This is a genomic window from Caldicellulosiruptor obsidiansis OB47 (assembly GCF_000145215.1).
Taxonomy (GTDB): Bacteria; Bacillota; Thermoanaerobacteria; order Caldicellulosiruptorales; family Caldicellulosiruptoraceae; genus Caldicellulosiruptor; species Caldicellulosiruptor obsidiansis.
Genome location: NC_014392.1, coordinates 1,029,027 through 1,055,077 on the forward strand (window position 1 = coordinate 1,029,027; position 26,051 = coordinate 1,055,077).

Genomic DNA, 26,051 nt, shown 5'->3' on the forward strand with positions numbered 1-26,051 from the left:
TTGAAAAAATTTAGAAGTATTAATAGTGCCAGTGAAGGCAGGAACAAAACCTGCCTTCTTTATTTTTTGGGGGATAATTTTATTAAGGTGCACTCAAAAATGCAAAGTATACTTTAGAAAATTAACTTAAAAATGCAAAGTATACTTTATATTTTTTGACTAAAAATTAAAAGTATGTGTTATAATATTAAATAGGGAGGTGAAAAAATTGACCATCACAAGCTCAGAAAACATATTAAGAATTTTATACTCTTATAATCCCTGGTGGAGAGAGGGATATTTTCCACAAGATTTATCTAAACCTGTAAAAAGAATGGCATATTATAAGGTTTATAGTTTGCTAAATCACCCAACTATCAGAAGGTATCTAGGTTGTTGAATAAAAATTATTACCAACAATACATAAAATAAACAAAAGTTATTAATTCCATTCATATGCGAAAGAAAACTTCTTACCTTCTACTTTTCTGAGAAGTTGCTCAAACAAAAAAGTAATTAGTATCCAATCAATATACCTTTTATAATTCTTAAACCCCCTGAGCCTTACATTCTCAAGATTATATTCACCTTTTAATTTACTAAATAGTCTTTCAATCTTTGTTCTCTGTTTGTATAGCTTTTTACCCTCTTCAGTTTCTAAAAATCTTATGTTATTTCTTCTAAAAACATTCTTAACATTGTTTTTATCTTTCATGTTTCTTCTATTTATCCCAGCAACAAATTTAACCTTAAGCTCATTTGCTATATTAAACCATCTGCTACAATCGTATCCCGCATCTGCTAATACAATCTCACAGCCAAAGCCCCATGCTTCTTGCCAAAAGCTCTTCTTGTCTTGAGTCATGTTCATTTGCCCCTGTTAAAATCCAGAAAAGTGGTATTACTTCTTCTTTACCTGTACACAAAAGATGTAATTTGTATCCCCTGTAAAATCCTATTGTAATATGTATACCTATTTTTGCTTCTGAATCATTTTTGGCACTTCTCAGCGGCGTAGAGTCTACTATCGCTATACTCATATCAGGTTCTATCTTAGCTATTAATATGTCTTTTATATCTTGCATGTATTCTTTTTCTATTTTTCTTGACAACTTCGCAAAATATGAATAGTCCGGACTTTCTTCCATACCTATTGCTCTTTTAAACTCTGTGTCTTGATTTATTCGATATTCTAATTCTCTGAAACTCTTTATCCCCTTCTTAACTTTGTAAACCAGACAAGCTATTATTTGAAACAAATTAAATTTCCTTGGGCGTCCTCTTCTATTGTGCTTTATTCTCCTTGTCAGAGCTTCAGCAACCTTTTTCACTACAAAAAGTAGCTTTAAAAATTTCTTATTTTGTGCTTTAATATTCATGAGTGTATCTTTTCCCCCTTGTGTTTTGTTGTGGTTTTCTCTTAAATTAAATTATAACACAAGGGGCTTTTTTCATTTGTTACTATGTTTACTTTATATGGTTATTTCTTTTATTCAACAACCTCAGAAGATATCTTATACTTTCGGGTGCACGTCGAGTAGGTAAAACAACCATATTATACCAATTAATAGAGTCGCTCTTAAGAGATAAAGTTCATCCAAAAAAATATTATATGTTTCTTTTGATCATCCTTTGTTTAAACTTTGTTCATTTGATCAAATTTTAAGTCTTTATGAGCTAAATATAAACCAATCAGAGGAAGCTTATGTATTTTTGGATGAAATTCAATACGCAAGCGATTGGGACAGGTGGTTAAAAGTATATTATGATACAAAACCAAAATGGAAAGTTGTTGCAACAGGGTCTGCTTCACCAAAACTTATTGAAGGAGTAAAGGAAAGCGGTGTTGGTCGCTGGACAGTGGTTTGTGTTCCAACTCTTTCGTTTTATGAATTTTGTGAAATACTTGGTGCTAAGGAAAGACCCAAGGATTTACCAAATTTAGATTTAAGAGAGCTTTCAAATTTTAATGATCATCAGATTTCTGAACTTGTCTTTTTGCTTATGCCTTTGCAAAAATATTTTAACAGATACTTGATGGTTGGGGGATTCCCTGAATTTGTATTTTCGGAAGATTGGTTTTTAATTCAAAGAATTTTAAGAGAGGATGTAGTAGATAAGGTCATCAAAAGAGATATTCCTTCGCTATTTAATGTCAGAAACCTGACAGTATTAGAAAAAGTCTTCTTGTACTTGTGTTTTAACTCTTCAAGTGTAATTAATATTTCAACCATCAGTAAACAAATTGAAAACGTATCAGTAACCACAATAGAAAATTATATTCACTTGCTTGAAAATACAAACTTGATTTATAGGAGTCTTCCAATCGAATTAGGTGGCAAAAAGATTTTAAAAGCAAAACCGAAAATATATATATCTGACCCAGCTATTAGAAATGCAGTTTTAATGATAGATAGTCTCTTCACCGATAGCAAAGAACTTGGAATTACAGTTGAAACAGCAGTTTTTAAGTATATATACAGCTTTTATAGTGAAGAGAATGTAAAGATAGGCTATTTTAGAAAACCGACTGATAACCAAAAAGAAATTGATATAGTTGCTCAGTTTCCAAATGGTAAGAGCCTGATTGAGGTAAAATTTAGAGAAGATAGCACACCTGCCGAAAATGATGCAATTGTGCAGATCTGCCAAAAAGAAAAAGATATAATTTCAGCAGTACTTATTACAAAGAGAACAGAAGATTATGGCAAACTTGAGCTTACTGCAAAGGTTCCAATAATAAAGATTCCTGCGTTTGTGTTTATGTATTTGTTTGGGAGAAGGTAATTGAGAGTGTTATTTTGCTAATTTAGTGGGTAATAAAATATCAAATAATAAAAAATGAGGAGGTATGTAGATGAAAATAAGTATTACATTAGGCGATATTGTTTATTGGTTTTTCAGATTAAATGGTTGTTTTACAATACAAAACTTTATCGTGCATAGCGAAAGGAATGCGGTACAAGAGACCGAAGTAGACCTTTTAGCTGTTAGATTTCCAGATAGAAAAGAATTAGATATGCGCGACCATCCTATCTTCTCAAATCAAAAAGTGCAGTTATTTATTGTTGAAGGGAAATTGAATAAATGTTCTTTTAACCCTGCGACAAAGCGAAATTTCGATGAAATTTTACGACGAGTGGGTTTTGTTCATGATGAAGAGGCAGAGAAGATTAAAGAATGTCTGAATGCTAACGGGAAATGGGAAGATGGAAGATGATAAAAGATATATAGAATTAATTTTAGTTACGAAGAATAGAAATCATATAAATGACATAGGAAGGAATCTTTCATTAAAAGACGATATCTTACCGTTTATTTATCAAAGATTTCGACAATATCACGAACAAAAAAAGCAGCATAGGCAATGCTCCAAAACTGGCAAGTTATTATTCAGGCTGGCATCAAAGCTTGATGAAAATGCTTTTATTGAAGAGGTTTTAGCAAATGTTAGAGCAGAGTAATTAGAAATTTTTTAAATTTGAGCTAAACTGCAAAAACTATTTCACCGATATATATATTGAAAACAAAACAAAGCTTCACAGGGACGTGAAGCTAAAAAATTAAAACAGGGAGGGTGTTGTTAAGATGCGTATTAATAACAACATTATGGCTATGAATACTTACAGACAGATGGGTGTTAACAATTCCCAGTTAGCAAAGTCGGTTGAGAAACTTTCATCAGGTTTGAGAATCAACAGAGCAGGCGATGATGCAGCGGGTCTCTCAATTTCAGAAAAGATGAGAGCTCAGATTAGAGGTTTACAACAAGCATCAAGGAACGCACAAGATGGTATTTCTTTAATTCAGACAGCTGAGGGTGCTTTGAATGAGGTTCATTCAATTTTGCAAAGAATGAGAGAGCTTGCAGTTCAAGCAGCAAATGATACAAACGTTACAGTTGACCGTGGTGCGCTGAATGATGAGTTCAAGCAGCTTATCAGTGAGATAAACAGGATTGCTAATAACACACAATTTAACGAGAAAGATATTTTAAAGTCAAATTTTACAGCTAACATTCAAGTTGGTGCGAATAAGAGTCAGGTTATCACTTTGAGTTGGAAGGCCCACACGGCGACTGCGTTAGGGGAGGATGCAGTAGATATCTCAACTCAAACAATTTCTACTTATGGAAACGCACAAACAGCAATAGAAACAATTAATAAGGCGATTGTTTCTGTTTCAAAATCACGTTCTAAGATGGGTGCATTGCAGAACAGACTTGAACACACGATTGCAAATCTTGATAATGCTGCAGAAAACTTGCAAGCAGCTGAATCAAGAATTAGAGATGTTGATATGGCGAAAGAAATGATGAACTTTACAAAACTCAATATATTGAACCAAGCTGCGACAGCTATGCTTGCCCAGGCAAATCAACTGCCACAAGCAGTCTTGCAGTTACTCAGATAGTGATCATTGAGTTTGATTAGGAAAAAAGAAATAGGCTGATACTTCTAAGTATCAGCCTATTTTTAATACAATAAGTTCATCGCGTAAAGAATGTTTAATTATAAAGGAGATGAATTTGGAGCAATGAAAAATAGTAAAACAGCGATTAAAGAGAAAATAGAACAAATTGTAGAGTATTTTCGTGCCCAGGATGAAGGAAAAGCATATACCACACTAATAGAGTTAATTGATGTGCTAATGGAGTATTATACTAATGAAAATAATCAAAAAGAATCTGATATAGAAATGTTGAGAGAGTTGCTTACAGCCATGAAAAATAGGGATACTGTTTTAATTGCAGATATATTAGAATATGAACTGAAAGAAAAGTTTCAATGATGTTAAGCAAATAAGGGTGAAATTAGCAGATGATATTATACGAATGTAACTTACGATATTTAAAAAACACATATACAGAAGTGTATAATCTAATAATGAAAACAATAAAAAATGGATTTTCTGAAAATGCTGATATTATTGTTGAAGAGGCAAAAAATGGAGATCCAACTTTAAAATATTACGACGGAAGTGCTTATTATTATATCCACAGCATTTATAATCCGTGGAAAGAGGCGAAAAAATTTATTGAAACTAACGTCGATAATTACATTGGAAATTATATCGTTTTTGGTTTTGGATTAGGCTATCATGTGATAGAACTTCTAAAATATGAATTTGTAAAAAATGTTTTTGTGTTTGAATTTAACAAAAAAATTTTTTTGAACGCTTTAAACACAATAGATATTTCTCCAATTTTAAATGATAAAAAAGTACACTTTTTCTTGGTAGATGAAATAGATGCCTTTAACAAGTATTTACAAAGTATATTGAATAGTGTGACGCCAGATGATTATAAAGTAATTTATTATGAACCTTTAATAAGATCTATTCCACTTGAAATGAAAGAAGTAAGAGATCTTATATTAGAGTTCAAGATATTGAATTCGACTTTTAATAATAATGAAAATTATTATCTTCTCAGGGATAATTTTAAAAGCAACATTTTAAATTATGATAAACCAATTAATGAACTTTTTAACAAATACAAAAATGTTCCTGCAGTAATTATTGCTGCTGGGCCGTCATTAGAAGAAAATATTGAAAAAATTAAGAATTTAAAAACCAACTTAATATTAATTGTTGTTTCAAGAGTAGCAAGGAATTTATTACAAAATGGAATAAATCCTACTTACATTGCAATAAGTGATCCGTTGCCTATTATGTTAGAACATTTTAAAAATATTGAAATTCATTATGAGCTTCCATTAATAGCTCTTTCAACTGCTTATAAAGGAGTTTTAAAGAAGTGGAAGTGTACTAAATATCTTGCGTTTCAGAAAAACTTTGATTTGTCAGAAGAATATGCTAAAAGAAATTCGTTAGAAACAATAGAGGTAGGAGGTTCAGTTTCTACGTTTGCGACTGAGGTAGCGATCAAATTTGGATGCAATCCTATAATATTTGTAGGTTTAGATTTAGGGTTTACTAACAATAAAATGCATGCTTTTGAGAATTCTGTAATTGACAACTATGGGAGTGTAATAGAAACAACTAATTATTTTAATGAGAAAATTTATACGAATCACAGTTTAAATATATTTAGAAGATGGATAGAAAAGAAAATAGGAACCAACAAACATATAACTTTTATTAATACTTCTCTAAAGGGAGCAAAAATTAATGGTTCTATACCCATGGAAATGGATGAGGTTGTCAAATTGTTGTAAAAAATATAAGAATTAAATTTATGGTTTTTAGAATGGAGGTTATTATAGAAATGAAAAAACCCTTTATACAAATCGGTAACAGAAAAATAGGAGAAGATTATCCACCTTTAGTAATAGCAGAGATAGGAATAAATCATGGAGGAAGTTTAGAGGTAGCAAAAAAAATGGTAGATGCGGCATACGAAGCGGGGGCTGAGGTAATTAAACATCAAACGCATATTGTAGAAGATGAAATGAGTAAAGAAGCAAAAAAAGTTATTCCTGGGAATGCAAATGTTTCTATTTATGAAATCATAAAAAGATGTGCTTTGAGTGAAGAAGAAGAATATGAATTGAAAAGATACGTTGAATCGAAAGGTATGATTTTTTTAAGTACACCCTTTTCAAAAGCAGCAGTTGATAGATTAGTGAAAATGGATGTTCTTGCATTTAAAGTGGGTTCAGGTGAGTGCAACAATTATCCACTTATTGAGTATATCGCATCGTTCGGTAAACCAATGATAGTTTCAACAGGGATGAATGATATAAAAAGTGTTAAGAAAACGGTAGAGATATTGGAAAAGTATAATATTCAATATGCTCTACTACATTGTACTAATTTGTATCCTACGCCACCCCATTTAGTAAGACTTGGCGGCTTATTAGAACTGAAAGAAACTTTTCCGAATGCAGTTATTGGATTATCAGATCATACTGTTAATAATTATGCTTGTTTAGCAGCTGTAGCTTTAGGTGCTTCTATCCTTGAAAGGCATTTTACGGATTCTAAAGACAGACCGGGACCTGATATTGTCTGTTCAATGGACCCCAAAGAATTAAAAGAACTAATTGAAGCAAGTGCTCAAATTGCTTTAATGCGTGGTGGGAAAAAAGAACCAGTACCTGAAGAGAAAGTTACAATGGATTTTGCTTTTGCCACTGTTGTTGCAATTAAGAATATTAAAGCTGGAGATGTATTAACAAAGGATAATATTTGGGTAAAAAGACCTGGTATAGGTGAAATAAAGGCAGAGTATTACTATGATTTGTTAGGGAAGAGAGCAAAAAGGGATATATTGGAGGATGAACATTTAAGATGGGAAGATATTGAACTCTAAAAAAAGTTGATAAGTTGAAGAAACTAGGGAGAGAAAAACTTGCTTTGGAATGAAGTAAAAAGTTAATTAAATTAATAAGTACTAAAAAAAATTGTTTACGAAGCTATGGACGATTAAACTATATTGTTAGCAATAAAACAAACAGATATATCACGAGAAAGGTGATCCATTTGAGAAAAATATTATTTATAACTGGTACGCGAGCTGATTATGGCAAAATAAAACCCTTGATGAGAAAAGTTGAGGAAAGTAAAGAATTTGAATTACATATATTTGTAACTGGAATGCATATGTTATCAAAATATGGTTCAACATGGAAGGAAATAGAAAAAGATGGATTTAAAAATATTTACAAGTTTATTAATCAACAGTATAATTTTCACATGGATATTGCTTTAAGCAATACAATCATAGGTTTAAGCAATTTTGTTAATGAATTAAGACCAGATATGATAGTTGTACATGGGGATAGATTAGAGGCATTAGCAGGTGCAATTGTGGGGGCATTTAATAACATAAGAGTTGCCCACATTGAAGGTGGAGAAGTATCTGGAACGATTGACGAATCAATTAGACACGCTATTACGAAATTTTCGCATATCCACTTTGTTTGTAATGAGGAAGCAAAAAAAAGAGTTATTCAGCTAGGTGAAAAACCGGAAAGTGTATATGTAATTGGTTCTCCTGATATTGATGTTATGCTTTCTGATACACTACCTAGTTTAAGGGAAGTTAAGGAGCATTATGAAATTGAATTTGAAAACTATGCAATTTTTATATATCATCCGGTAACTACTCAAATTGATATATTACATAGAAATATTAAAGAAGTAATAGATGCTTTAATTGAGTCGGGGAAAAACTACGTTGTTATTTATCCTAATAATGATGAGGGCAGTAATATTATATTAAAGGAGTATGAGAGATTTAAAATGAACAAAAGATTCAAAATATTTCCTTCTTTGAGATTTGAATATTTTTTGACTCTTCTTAAACATGCTGATTTTATGATTGGAAACTCGAGTGCGGGGATTAGAGAGGCAGGGATATATGGAGTTAGAGTAATAGACATAGGAATCAGACAAAAGGGTAGATATGATATAAGCAAGTTTAAAAATATTATTCATGTGAATGAAAATAAAGAAGAAATATTAAAAGCAATACAAAAAGTGCAACTTGTGGATAAATTTTATATTAGTGCTTTTGGTGATGGTAAAAGTGCAGAAAGGTTTATTAACATATTAAAAAGTGAAGACGTATGGAATATTGAGATACAAAAAAATTTTGTTGATATAGAGTTTTAAATGGAGGGCATTTGAATGTATAAAGGGAAAACATTTTTAGGCGTAATTCCAGCAAGGGGAGGAAGTAAAGGTATTCCAAGAAAAAACATAATAAATGTTTGTGGAAAGCCATTGATACAATATACAATAGAAGAAGCGCTAAAATCTAATTTTTTGGATAAAGTTATTGTATCAACCGAGGATGAGGAAATTGCGAAAATTTCAAGAGAATGTGGAGCAGAAGTTCCTTTTTTAAGACCTAAGGAATTAGCGGAGGATACTACTAAGACAATTGAAGTTTTGATTCATGCAGTGAATGAAATGAAAAAACAGGGTTACACATATGACTATGTGGTTTTATTACAACCTACACAACCATTAAGAAGATATTGGCATATTGATGAAGCTATAGCGATGATTGTTGATAGAAATGAAGAAAGTTTAGTAAGTGTTAGTGAAGTGAGAGAACATCCTTTGCTAATGAGGAAGATTGATGAGAATGGAAAAGTTATTAATTTATTTGGAGACAATAGTGATTTAAGAAGACAAGAATTTCCTAAAATTTACAAAGTTAATGGCGCTATCTATATCAATAAAATAAACGAAAATTTCAATGCAAAGGTTAGTCCTAATGATAATAAATTGGCTTATATAATGGACAGGAAATATGATATAGATATCGACGAGCCAATTGATGTTGAGATATTCAAATTAATGCTTGAAAGAATTATAAACTAAAATATTCACTATGAGAGTATCTCTGTATTATAATTAGAGACTTGTCAAGAATTTTGTGTCTGATTAAAGTACGCAAACTGCTATAATATTCAGACAATCAAAAAAGAACTAATTTAGAAACACTATAATACAAATGATATATATGGTATTTTGAATTAGGAAAGAAGGGATTACAGTAATGGAATATTCCGTATATAAAAAAATAAAAGTATTTTGGAAAAGAGGTTTAAATACCTTAATAATGTTATAGAAAATTTTTGTATGAATACAGCAAATGTTAAATTGGTAAATGACATTGCTAAAGATGGCAGCATAATTCTTAAACTCATAGCACACAACAAGGTGTATTATTTGAGTAGTAAGTATAACCCCATTGAAGATGCTAAAAAATGGGCAGATTGCTTAGCTCCTAAAAAAGAGGGTTTAAATGTAATAATAGGGATAGGCAATGTTTATCTAATAAAGGAAATATTAACAAGAATTGGTGAAGAAGGACGCTTAATTATAATTGAACCTTTCATTAATGTTTTGATTTCACTTATGGAAACACTCGATATAAGCGATATTTTGAATGATAGACGTGTAATATTGATATTATATAACGATTTAGATGAATTAGAAGAAATACTATATAATTACATAAATTGGAGTGAAATAGGCAAAATAAAGTTTTTTGCATTACCTAATTATGAGAAGATATTAGGAGAAAATTATAGAAGCATTATTCAAGTAATTAATAAAGCAATTAAAAGAAAACAACTTGATATAAATACCTTAAAACAATTCGATAAAATATGGTTTAAAAATTTATTAGAGAATTTGTATTATGTCTTTAGAAGTGGAGAAATTAGTAATTTTGTTCATGCTTTCAAAGATGTTCCTGTAATAATTGTTTCGGCAGGTCCCTCACTAAATAAGAACATTCATTTATTAAAAGATGTTAAAGGAAAAGCAATTATAATAACTGGTGGCAGAACATTGAGATTATTACTAGAAAATGAAATAGTGCCTGATTTTATTGTAACAATAGATGGAAGTTATCGTAACTATGAATTTTTTGAAGGTATTGAATATTCACATATACCGTTGATTTATACTCCTAACGCTAATGCAAATATATTGCAAAATTATAGAGGGAAATATAAAATTCTGGTTAATAATGTTCCTTTTTTGGATAGGATATTCAAAAAGTATGGTGTTGAAACTGGTTTTCTTCCGGGCGGTGGCTCTGTTGCATGTTTTGCTTTTGAAATAGCAACCAAAATTTTTAATTGTTCACCTATAATTTTTGTGGGGCAGGACTTAGCTTTTACTAATGGTTTTAGACATGCTGTTGGTGCAAATGACGCTATGAATGAAGTTTCGCTAAAGGATAATCCAAATTTGCTTTTTGTAGATGGTGTAAATGGCGACAAAGTATTGACTGATTTTGTTTTGTATGATTTTTTGAAGTGGTTTGAAAAGAATATTCTTTATGATAATAGTGGAAGAGTATATATTAATGCAACAGAAGGAGGAGCACACATTAAAGGAACGATTCCAATGAAATTAGCCGATGTGATCAATGAGTATTTATCAGAAAGAGATGCAGTTGAAATAGAAGTAAGAAAAAGTAAGTTTTTTAAGGATTTCAAAACTCTCGATGAGAAATTTGAAGACTTTAAATATAGCTTTATTTCTGAACTGAAAACTATAAAATATGAGTTTGAAGAAATTTTGCAAAAAGTTAATAGGGCAATAGAGTTAAATAAAAAGATATTAGAGGATTATAATGAAAAATTTTTAGATGAATTGGATCTCATTGATAAGTATTTATTAGAGAAGTTTCAAGAAAACAAAATCATTGACGATATTTTGATGACAGTGAGTTATAAAGTTTTGAATTATGATATCGATTGTGAAACCGAAGAAGAGATAAAAACAAAAGTTGTTGAAAAGGGGAATATCTTATATAAAGGTCTTAAGGAAGCAATAGAATTTGCCTTGCCACTTTTGAGTGATTCAATTAACAAATTAAACAAATCAAGAGACAATTAAGCGATCAGAATTAAGTTAAATTATAAATTACTAAAGGAAAGGAGTCAAGAAATTGGTTTTCCAGTTTATTGTTCCACAGTATATGCAAAGTTTTAAATGCATTGCATCCGCCTGCCCAGACAGCTGCTGTATTGGCTGGCGTATTCCACTAGATGAGCAGACTTTTAAGCGGTATAAAGAGTTAAAAACATCACCTCTTAAAGATGAATTTGAAAAGTATATAAAGAAAAATCGTTCTAACCAAACAAGCCAGAATTTTGGTAAGATAGTCATGCAAAAGGATGGAAGGTGTCCTTTTTTGGACGAGCAAAATCTTTGCAAAATTCAAAAATTGCACGGGGAAGAATACTTATCAAATACATGCTATTTTTATCCAAGAACAATAAACCTTGTAAATGGCGTGCTTGAAATGTCTGCAACTCTTTCATGCCCTGTTGTTGCTAAAAGCGTTCAGCTTGAAAAAAGCGGAATAGATTTTGATGTGATACAACTTGATATTTCACCAAGATTTACTGTAAGCCGTGTCATTGACCAAAATGATATAAGAACGAGAAACAGTATAAAAAAATATTTTTGGGACATTAGAACGTTTTGTATCAATCTTTTGAAAACAAGAGAGATTTCTTTTTGGGATAGACTTTTGATTTTGGGATTTTTTATTCAAAAATTAAACGAGCTTGCTTCATCTTCTGATCGAAAAGATGAGGTTCTAAATATTGTCGAATCATATACAAGATATATTGAAAGTGGGTATTTTATAGAAGAACTTTCAAAAGTACCTGTGAATTATAATCTCCAATTAAAACTTTCAAAAGAAATTGCCGATATGCGTTTTTCAGCTGGCCTTCCTAACCAAAAATATTTGGACTTCTTTGCAAAGTTTTTGCAAGGGCTTGGTATAACGCAAGAAGCGGAAAATAGTCAAATTCTCCAAAACTATGAAAGAGCGTTTAATGAATATTTTGTGCCTTTTTTCAATGAACGTCAGTATATATTTGAAAACTATGCTGTAAATCATGTATTTAAAAACCTCTTCCCTTTTGACTGTGATACACCCTTTGAAAGCTATATGCTCCTTTGCACACATTTGGCAACAATCAAGCTTCTTCTCATTGGCCTTTGCAATTATTATAAATCTGATTTCACAGAAGATATAGCAGTAAATCTTATTCAGTCATTTTCAAAAACCATTGAACATAATACTGCCTACCTTGCAAACTTGCTTCAGATACTTGAGAAAAATAATGTTAATACATTGGCATATATGGCGATTTTGATAAGGGGATAAGGAAAATTGACATAAAAGTCTGGGATGGTGAGAAATGTATACGAAATTATGCTGAAGAACTTGCATATTGGTATTTTCGGCTTAATGGTTTTTTCGTTTTAGATAATTATGTGCTGGATAGAAATCGACAAGAGGAAAATAAAACGTATGAAACTGATATTATTGCTATTAGGTTTCCATATGTTTATGAAGAGATTGGGGGAAGGGAAGACGATTGGCATAAAGATTTAAAGAATATGATTCCCAAGTTTGAAGAAAATATTATAGGAGTAATTTGTGAAGTAAAGAGTGGAGAATGTGGTTATTTAGATAGGGATCTATTTATGGAATCTAAAGTAAGAAGATGTTTACAGCGATTGGGGTTTTTTAGAAATGGAAGTGATGAGTTCAAAAAATTTTATGATAAATTGTTAAACAACAGTAGCTATTATTATAAGAATTATACAATTGTTAAAATACTTATTTCACAGAGTAGGCATACAGGAGAGAAATTTGAAAACATCTTGCTTAGTGATATTGATAGCTTTATTACTAAGAGGATAAAGAAATACAGTGAAAAGTATTCTGATAGAAATTTTTTTAATTCTAATCTAATTCAATATAAAATTTGGGAAAGTAAAAAAATTAATGAAAAAAGTTGAATAGAATTTTAACAAGTATTATAATAGGTTGTTGAATAAAAGAGATAACCATATTAGAAAGATGTTGTAATAGGTAAAAAATCACCCTTGTGATATAATTTTAGTTTAGAAAACTCAAACCAACACACAAGGGGTACTTTAAATGAAACTTAATTATGTAAAAGAGGTTGTTGAATAAAAGAAATAACCATATAAAGTAAACATAGTAACAAATGAAAAAAAACCCTTGTGTTATAATTTAATTTAAGAGAAAACCACAACAAAACACAAGGGGGAAAAGATATACTCATGAATATTAAAGCACAAAATAAGAAATTTTTAAAGCTACTTTTTGTAGTGAAAAAGGTTGCTGAAGCTCTGACAAGGAGAATAAAGCACAATAGAAGAGGACGCCCAAGGAAATTTAATTTGTTTCAAATAATAGCTTGTCTGGTTTACAAAGTTAAGAAGGGGATAAAGAGTTTCAGAGAATTAGAATATCGAATAAATCAAGACACAGAGTTTAAAAGAGCAATAGGTATGGAAGAAAGTCCGGACTATTCATATTTTGCGAAGTTGTCAAGAAAAATAGAAAAAGAATACATGCAAGATATAAAAGACATATTAATAGCTAAGATAGAACCTGATATGAGTATAGCGATAGTAGACTCTACGCCGCTGAGAAGTGCCAAAAATGATTCAGAAGCAAAAATAGGTATACATATTACAATAGGATTTTACAGGGGATACAAATTACATCTTTTGTGTACAGGTAAAGAAGAAGTAATACCACTTTTCTGGATTTTAACAGGGGCAAATGAACATGACTCAAGACAAGAAGAGCTTTTGGCAAGAAGCATGGGGCTTTGGCTGTGAGATTGTATTAGCAGATGCGGGATACGATTGTAGCAGATGGTTTAATATAGCAAATGAGCTTAAGGTTAAATTTGTTGCTGGGATAAACAAAAGAAACATGAAAGATAAAAACAATGTTAAGAATGTTTTTAGAAGAAATAACATAAGATTTTTAGAAACTGAAGAGGGTAAAAAGCTATACAAACAGAGAACAAAGATTGAAAGACTATTTAGTAAATTAAAAGGTGAATATAATCTTGAGAATGTAAGGCTCAGGGGGTTTAAGAATTATAAAAGGTATATTGATTGGATACTAATTACTTTTTTGTTTGAGCAACTTCTCAGAAAAGTAGAAGGTAAGAAGTTTTCTTTCGCATATGAATGGAATTAATAACTTTTGTTTATTTTATGTATTGTTGGTAATAATTTTTATTCAACAACCTACGTAATATTATTAACAAACGAATGCCCTTAAAAAATAGTCCATCTAATATTCAAGGGCAAAAAGACAATACTATGCTAAAAGAAAAAGTAGTTATACTTAGAAAAATATAGCTTGTTATTGGGGTCACAAAATGTACATATAAATTATATTTAAAGATATTTAAAGAATATCCAAATTAGACCAGGAGGTATTTTATTGAAACTAATATATTCCATTGGCTATTCATCAACAAGATTTGTTGATTTTTTAGATATATTAAAAAAATATAAAATTTCAGCACTTATAGATGTCAAGGACAAATCCTTTTTCAAGGTTTGCTCCAGAGTATAGGAAGGAAAATTTAGAAAAAGCTTTAGAACAAGCAAATATAAAATACATATTTCTTGGGAATCTTCTTGGTGGGAAGCCAGAGAATCCTTCTTTCTATACTCCAGAGGATTACTGGGATTACAGCGCAATAATCCAGTCAATGGAGTTTAAAGAAGGTATAAATACTTTACTTAACCTTGCAGAAAAAGGAACAATAGCTTTAATGTGTAGTGAGTTTGATCCTGCACAATGTCACAGAGCTCTTATTATCGGACGATATTTATTGAGCTTTCACAATATATCTGTAAATCATTTGATGGGGAAGTGGGTAAAAGTAGTTCAGCGTGAATTAGAAGAGAGTCTTATTTTTGAATATTTTCCTCAAACAAGCGAACAGCATTCATTTTTTAGCGATGAAGAGCTTATCAATAAAGCATATGAACTGCAGATGAAGAAAATATTCAATGTTAAGAACAAATAAGTTTTAACATGGTATTCTAATTCCGTACTCTTTAATTTCTTTTACAAAAGGATTTTCATCGGTAAAATCTTCAGGTCTAAAAGGATGAGGTTCAATCCTAAGGTCAATATCTCTTCTTAGTCGCGTTAATAATCTATCTTCAATGCAGTTACCTTTGAACTGGTCAGAAACTACTGCAAGATCAATGTCGCTATCATTATGATAATTTCCTTTTGCATATGAACCAAATAGATATACATCAATAACGTTTATTTCTTTTTTGAGTTTGCTAATATACTCCATGATTGTATTTTTTACCCTTGAATCAATCTTTTTAACCATTCTGTAACATCCTTCACTTCTCTACAATTATATAACACATAAATAAACACCAATGTTCTTACTAGATATTTTACCACAAATCTAAAACGGCAAAAGTATTTATTAAACTTTTCCCTTTTCCCAACCGATAATATATAAAGAAAACCAAAAAGAGAGGGAAGCAGTATGGTTGTTGATGGCATTGGAGTCAAAAGTATTGACATATCAAACATTGTATCCAGAATTCAAGACAGCAAAAGCAAAATAGAAGATGTAGAAGTTAATTTGCAGTCAGAAAAGGGTATAAATAAAGAAGAAGTCAATTCTAAGTTTGGAGAAAAGAATAAAAATGAACTTGATGAAGATACACTTATTAAAATGATAAATAAAGCAAACAAAGCATTTGAGGCAAAATATACAAGGCTTGAATTTTCTATTCACAAAGAGACACATGAAATTGTTGTAAAGGTGTATGACAAAGAAACAAATGAACTAATAAGAGAAATACCACCAGAAAAGATTTTGGATATAATTGCAAAGCTGTGGGAGTTGGCAGGCATTTTTGTTGATGAAAGAAGATAAGGTGGTGAAAAAAGATGAACGTTAATTCAACAGGCTCTACAAGCTATACAAATCCCTATGATGCTTATAAATATTACACAAGAATAGGTGGGCTTGCAAGTGGACTTGATACAGACTCTATAATTCAGGGTTTGATGAGTGTAGAAAAACAACGATATAATAAGCTTTATCAACAAAAACAGCTTTTGGAATGGCAAAGACAGGATTATATGGACATAGCAAGTGCCATATCAAGCTTTAAAGATTATGTCTTCAGTCTCAAACTTTCCAGTAACTTCACTAAATATAAAACTACTGGTGAGGCAGTAGATGGTGGGTATGTATCTGTTACAGGTACTGCTAATGCTCTTGAAGGGAATTATCAAATAAAGGTTGAACAACTTGCAACACAGGCAAATGCAGTGGTAAGTGATCTAAGTTCAATTACCAAAGATTCTGAAAACAAAGTAAACCTCAAGATTGATTTAACAATTGGCAGTTCAACTGTATCAAAAAATATAACGCTTGTATGGAATCCGACAGATAGTGTGGATACTTTTGGAGCAAATTTAGCAAAAGAAATTAATTCAGCTTTCAGCAGTGATAAGAGTTTGAGAGCTTATTATGATGCAACTATACACAAACTTATAATATCTTCTCAAAAAACGGGGAGCAATGTAAGCTTTAGTGTAAAGGATTTGAATAATAATTCTCAAATAGCAAGTGCTACAGGAACTGATGCAATAGTTTATATTAAAGATAGCTTCAATAATGAATCATTTATTTCGTCACCAACAAATACAATAAACGTATATGGAATGAGCATTACACTTAACAAAACTACAGTAGATGGTTCAAATGTTGCTCAGTATAAATCATTTTCTATCTCCAAAGATGTGGATGCTATTGTAAACAATATTAAAGAATTTATAAACAAATATAATGACCTTGTAAGCAAAATATACAGCAAGATCACTGAAAAAAGAAATAGAGATTATTTACCATTGACAGAAGAGCAAAAATCCCAGATGAAAGATACAGACATTCAAAAGTGGGAGGAAGCTGCTAAAAAAGGACTTTTGTATGGTGATTCAATACTTTCAAGCTATTTGAGTAACATGCGAAACTACTTATATAAACAGGTCACAGGGCTTCCTTCTAACTTGGATACAATATCTGAAGCAGGAATTGAAACATATAGCTATTTTGATAGCAAAGAAGGTAAGATTTATATAAAAGATGAAAGCAAACTCAGAGACGCAATAGCAAATAATTTTGACGCATTTGTAAAACTGTTTACAAACAGTGGTAGTGATACAACTTCTGTTGATGATGATGGCATTCTTCAAAGATTTTACAATCTTGCCAATGATACTTTAAAGAAAATATATGATAAAGCTGGTAAACCATATTTTACAAGTTCTTATGATCCGAATAGTTCTATAGGAAAACAACTCAGAAGCATAATTGACCAAATGAATGCTGAGCAGGATAGGCTAAAACGAGTAGAGGATAGATATTATAAACAATTTTCCCAGCTTGAGAGTTTAATGGCACAGATGAGTACTCAAAGTTCGTGGCTTTCACAGCAGTTTAGCGGGAAATAGGGATATGGTAAATTTTGAATAAATAAAGAGTAAAAAAATATGAGGGGGCAAAATTTATGGATGCAGCAGCAAGGTATCAAGAAGAAATGATAATGACAAAGCCACCGGAAGAGATAACTCTTATGCTTTATGATGGATGCATAAGATTTATTAAACTTGCAATGCAGGCAATTGATGAAAAGAAATTTGATAAAGCAAATGAGAACATAATTAAAGCTGAGAATATCATCACAGAACTTATGTCAACACTTGATATGAGCTATGAGATATCTAAAAATTTGATGAGCCTTTATGATTTTGTTTACAGATGGCTTATTCAGGCAAACCTCAAGAAGGATAATAAATATTTGCAGGAAGCGCTTGAGATTGTGCAGGATTTGCGAAATACATGGGCAGAGGCAATAAAGATTGCCCGCCAACAAAAGAATAAGTAAAAAGGGCTGGGGTTTATGTATAATAAGCTTGTAAGTCTTCTTGAAGAGAAAGAAAAACTTGTTGATAGGTTTTTGACATTAACAAGTCTTCAACAGGAATATATTTTGAATGATAATTTCGATGAACTTTCTAAGATTGTCGACGAAAAAGCAGATCTGATTGAGAGAATAAATAAAATAGATGACCAATTTATGGATGAGTTTGAAAATATAAAAGTTAAAAAAGGGATAAAAAGTTTTGACGAAATAACAGACATTGACAAAGAGACAGGCATTTTGCTCAAAAGCCTCACATCATCTATTTTGCAGAAACTGCAGGTTATAAAGGATATAGACGAAAAGAATAATATTTTAATTCGAGCAAAGTTTGATGAGATAAAAAGGGCTCTGAAAAGTATGAGGTATAAAAAAGAGGCTTTAAAAGACTATTCTCAGTACAAGCAAAATCAGTTTCCAGCTGGTTTTGACAGGAAAGAATAGGGGCTTAAAAAGCCCCTTCTTTGTTGGTCTTTTGCCTAAATTCATTTTCAATTTTTTCAAAAAGCCAGATAGGCTCTTCCACCTCAGGGCAAGTTTCATACAAAACAAGCGGGTCTAAGTCAAGGCAAATTGTCTCATCGTAGTTTCCACTTACATCCCATGCAAGTGTTCCATTTAACACAGTACACCTTTCCATAAAAAATTTTTTATCTTTGAGTCTTTGAAATTCACCTTTTTCAAGCAGACTTGAAGCGTCAAAAAGTTTTATGCTACCATCGTCAAAATATATATACACCTTGTAATCTTCAGTCGGAATAACCTGCACAACCTCAGGGTAGTATTCCATCATGTATCAATTACCCCAATAGTTTTCAAACTAAAGGATTGATTCTCATCAGTAACATTTAGAATATCAACTTCTGCCTCAAATCCAGCAAAAATTATAATCTAATTTTCGTTTAAAATCACATCTAAAAATTGAAGCAAAAATTAGCTTTCAATTTTTATTTTTCTTACAAAATACAAATTCCCCAACGCAAAAATTGCTGCTAATAAAAATACATACTCATACCCAAATTTGTTCCACAGAAAACCAGATAGCATTGGAAGGCTCATTGAAACTGCGTGGTCCATGCTTGTGCCTGTTGAAAGAGTAGGAGTAAGGTCGTCAGGATGTTTTATAATTTTCTTTATGTATGTTGACCTTGCCATTGATGTTGCAAACATCAAGTTGTCGATGATATAACAACCATAAGCAAGGCCAAGTGCAAGCCATTTTATCTTTATGTTCTCAGTTGCTGCATATCCAAGACATATAAGAAAGATTACTATAGCGTCAAAAGTTAGTATCTTTTTTTCACCAAACCTGTCAATGAGCCTGCCAATTATATTTCTAAAGCCAATTCCTAAAAATGAACAGATAATTCCAACAAGCGCAAAATTTGCAACAGGTTGTTTGAAGATTTTTATTAACACCCATGGTGCAAAGGTGATAAATATTTGTTTTCTTGCTCCAAAGAAAACTGAAAGCACATAGTAAAGCCAGTAATCTTTTTTTATTACAAACTTAAATCCCTTATGCTGCGTCTTTTTTGGAAGTTTTATTGGCACAAGAAACAGGGCCGCAAAAAGATACATCACAGCAGCAATAACATACGCAGCTTGGAAAGAAAAATTTAAAAACTTAAAACCTACCATTACTATAAAATATCCAATTATAGATGCCGCTGTTGCCACAGAACCAATTATTCCTAAGATTTTGCCATATTCATCCTCTTTTGAAAGTTCCATTCCAATGCTTGAGGTTAAAACCATGTTAAGGTGTGTGCCTGTGTTGTATATGGCTGTCCAGACAATCAAAAGCAGAAAGCTTGGTGCTAAAAATCCAAGACCAATCAGCGAAAACGAACAAAGAAAAGTGGCAATTATACTTACCCTCAGGTCGCCAAGGAAATATAAAAAGCCAATAAGAAAAATAATTAAAAAACCGGGGGTTTCACGTGGAAACTCAAGAACTCCTCTTGCCATAGGAGATATCTTGTATGTTGCAGCAATATAGTTGTTGAATATTGTGTCATTTATTCCTCCACCAATTCCCATAAAAGCATTTGCTAAAATGAATAGGAAAAGACTTGAGAGAACAACTTTTAAACCTTGCTTTGAATTAAGCTGTGACACTATATTTCATCCCTTTCTGTAGAATTTAAGTCTAAATTATACAAGTTCAATATCAAATATGGGTGTATAGACTCTTTTTCTGTCTATCTCCTCACTCAAAAAGAGAATCACCTTTTCAACAGGAATTTCATCAAAGGTAAAGCTTTCAACAAACTTTTGAAAATTCTCAAAAGGCTCATTTAACACAACATCTTGAGCAATTGTTATATGTGGTGTATACTCTCTTTTTTCTCTTTCAAACCCAATCTCTGCCATTGAATCCTCAACAAGAGAAAAAAGGGTATTAAGTTTTTCAAGGTTGCCATCTGGTTTTAAATACACAACTCTCAGGTTTCCATGCCCTTTAAAGTATCCACACGATGAGATTTTCAATGAAAAACGGGAAAAGTCTTTCAGATTTTTTTCAAGCACCTGTCTGATTTTTTCAACCTTTTCGTATTCAATCTCACCAAGGAATTTGAGGGTTAAATGAAAATTATCAATATATTTCCATCTGCCTTTTTTGCTGATAGACTTTAAAAAGCTTTGCACTTCAACAATCTGTTCTTTTAAGCTTTTTGGGAAATCAATACCAATAAAAGTTCGCATGGTTAATCTTCATTCCTTTCAATACATATTTTTCATAAAAATCTTTGAATGGTAACATTATATTTGGTAGAATAAATATAAACAGTTTTCATCTTAAATTTTATCAGGGGGAAAGGCATTATGGAAGTACTTTATAGCGTAAAACTTTTATATCCAACAGACATTCCTGTATCACCAGGAGTTATAAGCGTTGAAATTTACAAACCTCAGCAGGGAAAACTGCCAATATACATAAAAAGCCTTGATGAAAATGACCCAAAACAATTTATGCAAAATATTGCTTCCATCATACAAGAAGAGCTTTTAAAGAGAATAAATATTGATATTACAACTCAAGCTCAGCTATATATCGTAGAAGGAGATGCAAAATATAAAGTTGTCTTTAACGACAGTTTGAATAACTTTACCATAGAAAAGGAGTAGAAAGTGAAAAATGCGAGATTTTGGAGATGTGAAAAAGATTGTTGTAAAGGTTGGAACAAGTACTGTAACATATCCAACGGGGAAATTAAATCTTTCACGGTTAGAAAAACTTGCAAGGGTTCTTTCTGACATAAAGAACGAAGGAAGGGACGTTGTGCTAGTCACGTCTGGTGCTGTTGCATCAGGTTTGGGCAGGCTTGGGCTTGCCAAAAATCACAAAACAACCCAGGAAAAACAGGCGCTTGCAGCTATTGGTCAGGGAATTTTAATGCAGATTTACGAAAAGCTTTTTGGTGAGTATGGAGTTGTGGTTGCACAGGTGCTTCTTACCAAGGATGTTGTTGATGAAGAGAAAAAGATGCTAAATGTTAAAAACACATTTGAATATTTGTTCAAATATGGTGCAATTCCAATTGTAAACGAAAACGACGTTGTTGCAATTGAAGAGCTTGAGTTTGGCGACAATGATACTTTGTCTGCTTATGTTGCAACAATAATTGATGCCGACCTTTTGGTAATTCTTTCTGATATAGATGGGCTTTATACGTGTGACCCGAGAATTGATAGCAGTGCAAAACTTATAACTGAGGTATTTGAGATTGATTCATATATAGAAAGCATTGCGGGTGGTGCTGGTACTGCAAACTCAACAGGTGGTATGCAGACCAAAATTGAAGCTGCTAAGATTGCAATGCAACATGGGATTCCTATGGTAATTGCAAATGGTGAGAATCCAACAGTTGTGAAGGAAATTTTAGAAGGTAAAGAGATAGGAACTTTGTTTATAAGCAAGAATGCTATTTCAAGGTAAATACAGAAGGGGGAAGAATTTAAATATGAGTGATTTGATAGAAAAAGCAAAGAAGGTTAAAGAAGCGTCAAAAAAGCTCATGAATCTTTCTGAAAATGAAAAGAACAGGGCACTTTCGTGCATATCTCAGAAGTTATTAGAGAAGATGGAGTATATCTTGCAGGAAAACCAAAAAGACATGGAAAATGCTGCGATAAAAGGCATCAAGGGAGCTCTTTTAGACAGGTTAAAACTTACAGAGGATAGAATAAAGCAAATCTGTAAAGGGATTGAGGATGTCATAAAACTTCCTGACCCTGTTGGCGAAGTTATTTCTATGTGGAAGCGTCCAAATGGGCTTATTATCGGGCAAAAGAGAGTGCCAATTGGTGCAATAGGAATAATTTATGAGGCAAGACCAAATGTTACTGTTGATGCAGCTGTGCTGTGTTTAAAGGCAGGTAACAGTGTTCTTTTGCGAGGCGGGTCTGAAGCAATAAACTCAAATATTGCTATTGTAAAGGTAATGAAAGAGGGTTTGCTTGAAGCAGGGATTGAGGAAGGTAGCATAGAGATTGTGGAGGACACATCACGTGAGACTGCTGTTGCCATGATGAAATTAAATGAGTATTTGGACCTTTTAATTCCACGCGGTGGTGCAAACCTTATAAAAACTGTTGTACAGAACGCAACAGTTCCTGTGATAGAAACTGGTGTTGGAAACTGTCATGTTTTTGTTGATGAAAGCGCAGATTTTAATATGGCAAAAGAAATTGTGATAAATGCAAAGACTCAAAGACCAGGCGTTTGCAATGCTGCTGAAAAGCTTTTAGTTCACAAAAACATCGCAGAGCAGTTCTTGCCGATGGTTGTAAAAGAGCTTATGCAAAGAAATGTTGAGATAAGAGGATGTTCTCAAACAGTTGAGATTTGCAGAAAAAACGGAATTGAGATAAAAGAAGCCACTGAAGATGACTGGTATACAGAATATTTAGATTTGATAATGGGTGTTAAGGTAGTTAGCAGCATCGATGATGCAATTGAACATGTCAATAAATATGGTTCTAAACATTCAGAAGCTATTGTAACTAAGGACTACTTCAACGCTCAAAAGTTCTTAGACTTTGTAGATGCTGCCGCCGTGTATGTGAACGCATCAACAAGATTTACAGACGGCTTTGAATTTGGTTTTGGAGCAGAGATTGGAATCTCAACTCAAAAACTTCATGCAAGAGGACCAATGGGTTTGAAAGAGCTTACAACCATAAAATATATCATCTATGGCAGCGGACAGGTGAGAAAATAAAGGTTTTGAGGACGACACAAAGTTGTCCTTTTTTCTTTATAAGGAAAAGTCTTGTGTGCTATAATAGTCAGAGAAGACACTTTGGATGTCTTCTAAAAAACCTGAATAAAAAGGGGTAAGATAAGATTGAATCAAAAAACCTTTAAAGCTTTAGAATACGACAGAGTATTAGAGATGCTGATAAATTTTGCACATTCTGAACCTGCAAAGAAATACTTTCAAAATCTTATACCCTCAACCGACAAAGATTTTATCCAAAAAGAACTTGATAAGGTTGAAGAGTGTTATATCTATATACTAAAATATGGAACGCCACCTGCTTTAGAGTTTTCAGATATTTCCTTAGTTTTAAAAAAAGCAAAAGCACAGGCAATTTTGACACCGCACGAAATCTTAGCAGTGAACAGAATATTAAAGCTTTCACAAGAGGTAAGGTCATATCTTGCAAATGCAGATGGTAACTATCTGAAAAGCAGTCGAGAAAGGCTATTTAATCTCAAAGAACTCACAGCCCGTATTGACCAGACATTTTTGACGCCTGAAGAGATTTTAGACACTGCATCGCCAAGGTTAAAAGATATAAGAGATAGGATAAGACGTCTTGAAGCAAAAATAAGAGATGAACTGAACAGGATGATAAGAGATCCTAAAATCCAGAGGTTTTTGCAAGAGCCGATTATAACAGTTAGAGGGGATAAGCTTTTGCTTCCTGTGAAGGCTGAACACAAAGACAGCATCAAGGGAATTATTCACGACCAGTCTGCAACAGGTGCCACACTTTTTGTTGAGCCGTTTGTGTGTGTTGAAATTTCAAACCAGATAAGGGTTGCAAGGTCAGAAGAAAAAGAAGAGATAGAGAAGCTATTGCAGGAGCTTTCCCAGCTTATTTCAGATAGCTATAATGAGATAAAACAAAATTTCGAGAGTCTTTCTGAACTTGATATTCTATTTACCAAAGCACAGTGGGCACATCAATTTCGGGCTTCAAAGCCAATCCTCAACACAGCTGGATATATTAATCTCAAAAAAGCAAGACATCCGTTGATTAAAAAAGAAAAGGTTGTGCCAATTGATGTGCATCTGGGTAAAGAATTTGATGTTCTTGTAATTACAGGTCCAAACACAGGTGGAAAGACTGTAACTTTAAAGACCATTGGGCTTTTCTGTCTTCTTGCTCAGAGTGGAGTATTTATCCCGGCTGATGATAGGTCTGAGGTGTGTGTGTTTTCAAAGATATTTGCAGATATTGGAGATGAACAGAGCATAATTCAGAGCCTTTCAACTTTTTCAGCGCATATGAAAAATATAATTGAGATAACACAAAATGCAGACAGTTCAACACTTGTTCTTTTGGACGAGATTGGCTCTGGTACAGACCCTGAAGAAGGTGCAGCACTTGCAAAGGCAATTTTGAAATTTCTCCACAATAAGGGTGCTAAAGTTGTTGCTACAACACATTATGGAGAGCTTAAAACATTTGCTCAGCAGGAAGAGAGGTTCGAAAACGCTTCTTGCGAGTTTGATATAAATACTTTAAAACCAACATACAGGCTTTTGATTGGAATTCCCGGTATGAGTAATGCACTTTATATATCTTCTAATTTGGGGCTAAACAAAGAAATAATAGAGCTTGCTAAAGGCTACATGTCTAAAAAAACGCTGGAGCTCACAGATATAATAAACGAGATGGAGAGAAAACGAAGAGAACTGGAAGAGGCTCTTGAAAGTGCAAATAAACTTAAGAGTGAAGCTGAAGAATTAAAGAAAACCTTAGAAGAAGAAAGAAGAAGATTTGAGGCAGAAAAGCAGAAGATAAAAGAAAGAGCATCAAAAGAGGCACGTGAGTTTGTGCAAAAGGTTGAAGATGAAGTTGAAAAGCTATTCAAAGAGCTTAAAAAGATTGCAGAGAGCCTAAAGGAAAAAGAGATGTTAAAACAGCTTGAAGAAAAGAAAAGAGAATATGAAAACCTTGTAAAGAGCATAGAACAGGCATCACGAAAAGAAGAAAAACTACAGTCAAAACTGCCTGAAAACCTTCGACTGGGGCAAAAGGTATATGTCAAAAGCTTTGATGCAGAAGGATTTGTTGAGTCACTGCCTGACTCTAAAGGAAATCTTACTGTTAGAATTGGCATTATGAAGCTTTCTGTAAATATATCAGACATTTTTGAAATAGAAGAAGAGACAGCTACCAAAAACTTGGTTTCTTCTAAAAAAGGAGTTGAAATCAATCAAAAGAGTATTGACATGTCCATTGATGTGAGAGGCAAAACAAGCAATGATGCCATTTTAGAGGTTGACAAGTACTTGGATGATGCATACACAGCAGGATTAAAACAAGTGACAATAATCCATGGGAAAGGCACTGGGGTTTTGCGCCAGACGATAAGGAGTTTTTTGAGGCGGCATCCACATGTGAAATCATTCAGAGATGGAACATATGGTGAAGGTGAACAGGGTGTCACAGTAGTTGAGCTGAAAGACTAATGATTTTCTTGATATTGACTTGGCAGATAAATTCAATTAAACTTATATTTAAGCTTCTATTTTTTAACTTCAGAAAAGAAGGAGACG

General features: G+C 32.4%; 24 protein-coding genes and 4 pseudogenes. 23 read left to right on the forward strand and 5 right to left on the reverse strand.

Annotation, left to right across the window (positions count from 1 at the left end):
• Nucleotides 1–208 precede the first annotated feature (208 nt).
• Nucleotides 209–370, forward strand: a pseudogene (locus tag COB47_RS12970) (AAA family ATPase); the annotation flags it as partial.
• A 51-nt stretch (nt 371–421) separates the two neighbouring features.
• On the opposite strand, the pseudogene COB47_RS04590 reads toward COB47_RS12970, so the two are convergent.
• A pseudogene (locus COB47_RS04590) lies at nt 422–1,358 on the reverse strand (transposase).
• Between the two features lie 122 nt (nt 1,359–1,480).
• Between COB47_RS04590 and COB47_RS12975 the strand changes: the two are divergent.
• The 14 genes and pseudogenes from COB47_RS12975 to COB47_RS04660 all read left to right on the forward strand — a co-directional run.
• Nucleotides 1,481–2,766: pseudogene (locus tag COB47_RS12975) on the forward strand (ATP-binding protein); the annotation flags it as partial.
• Between the two features lie 70 nt (nt 2,767–2,836).
• Complete coding sequence (locus COB47_RS04600) at nt 2,837–3,199, forward strand: hypothetical protein (protein ID WP_013290223.1); 363 nt, start codon at nt 2,837–2,839, stop codon at nt 3,197–3,199.
• Nucleotides 3,189–3,443 (forward strand): hypothetical protein, encoded by a 255-nt coding sequence (locus COB47_RS04605; RefSeq protein ID WP_013290224.1) that lies wholly within the window; start codon nt 3,189–3,191, stop codon nt 3,441–3,443. The genes COB47_RS04600 and COB47_RS04605 overlap by 11 nt, the downstream gene beginning before the upstream one ends.
• Nucleotides 3,444–3,567: 124 nt before the next feature.
• Nucleotides 3,568–4,392 carry a flagellin N-terminal helical domain-containing protein gene (locus tag COB47_RS04610; RefSeq protein WP_013290225.1) on the forward strand — a complete coding sequence of 275 codons (825 nt, stop codon included), beginning with the start codon at nt 3,568–3,570 and terminating at the stop codon, nt 4,390–4,392.
• 123 nt (nt 4,393–4,515) lie between these two features.
• Complete coding sequence (locus tag COB47_RS04615; RefSeq protein ID WP_013290226.1) at nt 4,516–4,770, forward strand: hypothetical protein; 255 nt, start codon at nt 4,516–4,518, stop codon at nt 4,768–4,770.
• 95 nt (nt 4,771–4,865) lie between these two features.
• Nucleotides 4,866–6,158 (forward strand): motility associated factor glycosyltransferase family protein, encoded by a 1,293-nt coding sequence (locus tag COB47_RS04620; protein WP_237699007.1) that lies wholly within the window; start codon nt 4,866–4,868, stop codon nt 6,156–6,158.
• A 50-nt stretch (nt 6,159–6,208) separates the two neighbouring features.
• Nucleotides 6,209–7,255, forward strand: coding sequence for an N-acetylneuraminate synthase (gene neuB / locus COB47_RS04625; protein ID WP_013290228.1), 1,047 nt, complete (start codon nt 6,209–6,211; stop codon nt 7,253–7,255).
• A 170-nt stretch (nt 7,256–7,425) separates the two neighbouring features.
• A complete protein-coding gene (gene neuC, locus COB47_RS04630) occupies nt 7,426–8,559 on the forward strand; it encodes a UDP-N-acetylglucosamine 2-epimerase (RefSeq protein WP_013290229.1) in 1,134 nt (377 codons plus the stop codon).
• A 15-nt stretch (nt 8,560–8,574) separates the two neighbouring features.
• Nucleotides 8,575–9,276, forward strand: coding sequence for an acylneuraminate cytidylyltransferase family protein (locus COB47_RS04635; protein WP_013290230.1), 702 nt, complete (start codon nt 8,575–8,577; stop codon nt 9,274–9,276).
• A gap of 261 nt (nt 9,277–9,537) precedes the next feature.
• A complete protein-coding gene (locus COB47_RS04640; RefSeq protein WP_013290231.1) occupies nt 9,538–11,313 on the forward strand; it encodes a motility associated factor glycosyltransferase family protein in 1,776 nt (591 codons plus the stop codon).
• 52 nt (nt 11,314–11,365) lie between these two features.
• Nucleotides 11,366–12,601 carry a flagellin lysine-N-methylase gene (fliB, locus tag COB47_RS04645; protein ID WP_013290232.1) on the forward strand — a complete coding sequence of 412 codons (1,236 nt, stop codon included), beginning with the start codon at nt 11,366–11,368 and terminating at the stop codon, nt 12,599–12,601.
• Between the two features lie 110 nt (nt 12,602–12,711).
• Nucleotides 12,712–13,242 carry a hypothetical protein gene (locus COB47_RS04650; protein ID WP_013290233.1) on the forward strand — a complete coding sequence of 177 codons (531 nt, stop codon included), beginning with the start codon at nt 12,712–12,714 and terminating at the stop codon, nt 13,240–13,242.
• 288 nt (nt 13,243–13,530) lie between these two features.
• Nucleotides 13,531–14,467: pseudogene (locus COB47_RS04655) on the forward strand (transposase).
• A gap of 340 nt (nt 14,468–14,807) precedes the next feature.
• Nucleotides 14,808–15,311 (forward strand): DUF488 domain-containing protein, encoded by a 504-nt coding sequence (locus COB47_RS04660; protein WP_237699008.1) that lies wholly within the window; start codon nt 14,808–14,810, stop codon nt 15,309–15,311.
• Nucleotides 15,312–15,314: 3 nt separating this feature from the next.
• Here COB47_RS04660 and COB47_RS04665 read toward each other — a convergent pair whose 3' ends face one another.
• Nucleotides 15,315–15,632, reverse strand: a complete 318-nt coding sequence (locus tag COB47_RS04665; RefSeq protein ID WP_013290234.1) for a nucleotidyltransferase domain-containing protein — start codon at nt 15,630–15,632, stop codon at nt 15,315–15,317.
• Nucleotides 15,633–15,797: 165 nt separating this feature from the next.
• On the opposite strand from COB47_RS04665, the gene COB47_RS04670 reads away from it, so the two are divergent.
• From COB47_RS04670 to COB47_RS04685, 4 genes are read left to right on the forward strand one after another with little or no spacing between them, the layout of a single operon-like run.
• Nucleotides 15,798–16,193 carry a flagellar protein FlaG gene (locus COB47_RS04670; RefSeq protein WP_013290235.1) on the forward strand — a complete coding sequence of 132 codons (396 nt, stop codon included), beginning with the start codon at nt 15,798–15,800 and terminating at the stop codon, nt 16,191–16,193.
• Nucleotides 16,194–16,207: 14 nt separating this feature from the next.
• A complete protein-coding gene (gene fliD / locus COB47_RS04675; RefSeq protein WP_013290236.1) occupies nt 16,208–17,779 on the forward strand; it encodes a flagellar filament capping protein FliD in 1,572 nt (523 codons plus the stop codon).
• Between the two features lie 56 nt (nt 17,780–17,835).
• Complete coding sequence (gene fliS / locus COB47_RS04680) at nt 17,836–18,213, forward strand: flagellar export chaperone FliS (protein WP_013290237.1); 378 nt, start codon at nt 17,836–17,838, stop codon at nt 18,211–18,213.
• 15 nt (nt 18,214–18,228) lie between these two features.
• Complete coding sequence (locus tag COB47_RS04685; RefSeq protein WP_013290238.1) at nt 18,229–18,693, forward strand: flagellar protein FlgN; 465 nt, start codon at nt 18,229–18,231, stop codon at nt 18,691–18,693.
• Nucleotides 18,694–18,697: 4 nt separating this feature from the next.
• Here the strand turns inward: COB47_RS04685 and COB47_RS04690 are convergent, their stop codons facing one another.
• The 3 genes from COB47_RS04690 to thpR form a co-directional block, all read right to left on the reverse strand.
• Nucleotides 18,698–19,039, reverse strand: a complete 342-nt coding sequence (locus tag COB47_RS04690; protein ID WP_013290239.1) for a DUF2442 domain-containing protein — start codon at nt 19,037–19,039, stop codon at nt 18,698–18,700.
• Between the two features lie 143 nt (nt 19,040–19,182).
• Nucleotides 19,183–20,370, reverse strand: a complete 1,188-nt coding sequence (locus tag COB47_RS04695) for an MFS transporter (RefSeq protein WP_013290240.1) — start codon at nt 20,368–20,370, stop codon at nt 19,183–19,185.
• A gap of 36 nt (nt 20,371–20,406) precedes the next feature.
• Nucleotides 20,407–20,958, reverse strand: a complete 552-nt coding sequence (thpR, locus tag COB47_RS04700) for an RNA 2',3'-cyclic phosphodiesterase (protein ID WP_013290241.1) — start codon at nt 20,956–20,958, stop codon at nt 20,407–20,409.
• A 120-nt stretch (nt 20,959–21,078) separates the two neighbouring features.
• Between thpR and COB47_RS04705 the strand changes: the two genes are divergently transcribed.
• From COB47_RS04705 to COB47_RS04720, 4 genes are all read left to right on the forward strand, one after another.
• Nucleotides 21,079–21,381 (forward strand): hypothetical protein, encoded by a 303-nt coding sequence (locus tag COB47_RS04705; RefSeq protein WP_013290242.1) that lies wholly within the window; start codon nt 21,079–21,081, stop codon nt 21,379–21,381.
• Nucleotides 21,382–21,391: 10 nt separating this feature from the next.
• Nucleotides 21,392–22,192: a glutamate 5-kinase gene (gene proB, locus COB47_RS04710; RefSeq protein WP_013290243.1), complete on the forward strand. Its 801-nt coding sequence runs from the start codon at nt 21,392–21,394 to the stop codon at nt 22,190–22,192.
• A 25-nt stretch (nt 22,193–22,217) separates the two neighbouring features.
• Nucleotides 22,218–23,477: a glutamate-5-semialdehyde dehydrogenase gene (locus COB47_RS04715; protein WP_013290244.1), complete on the forward strand. Its 1,260-nt coding sequence runs from the start codon at nt 22,218–22,220 to the stop codon at nt 23,475–23,477.
• 126 nt (nt 23,478–23,603) lie between these two features.
• Nucleotides 23,604–25,964: an endonuclease MutS2 gene (locus COB47_RS04720; RefSeq protein ID WP_013290245.1), complete on the forward strand. Its 2,361-nt coding sequence runs from the start codon at nt 23,604–23,606 to the stop codon at nt 25,962–25,964.
• The last annotated feature ends 87 nt before the right edge of the window (nt 25,965–26,051 follow it).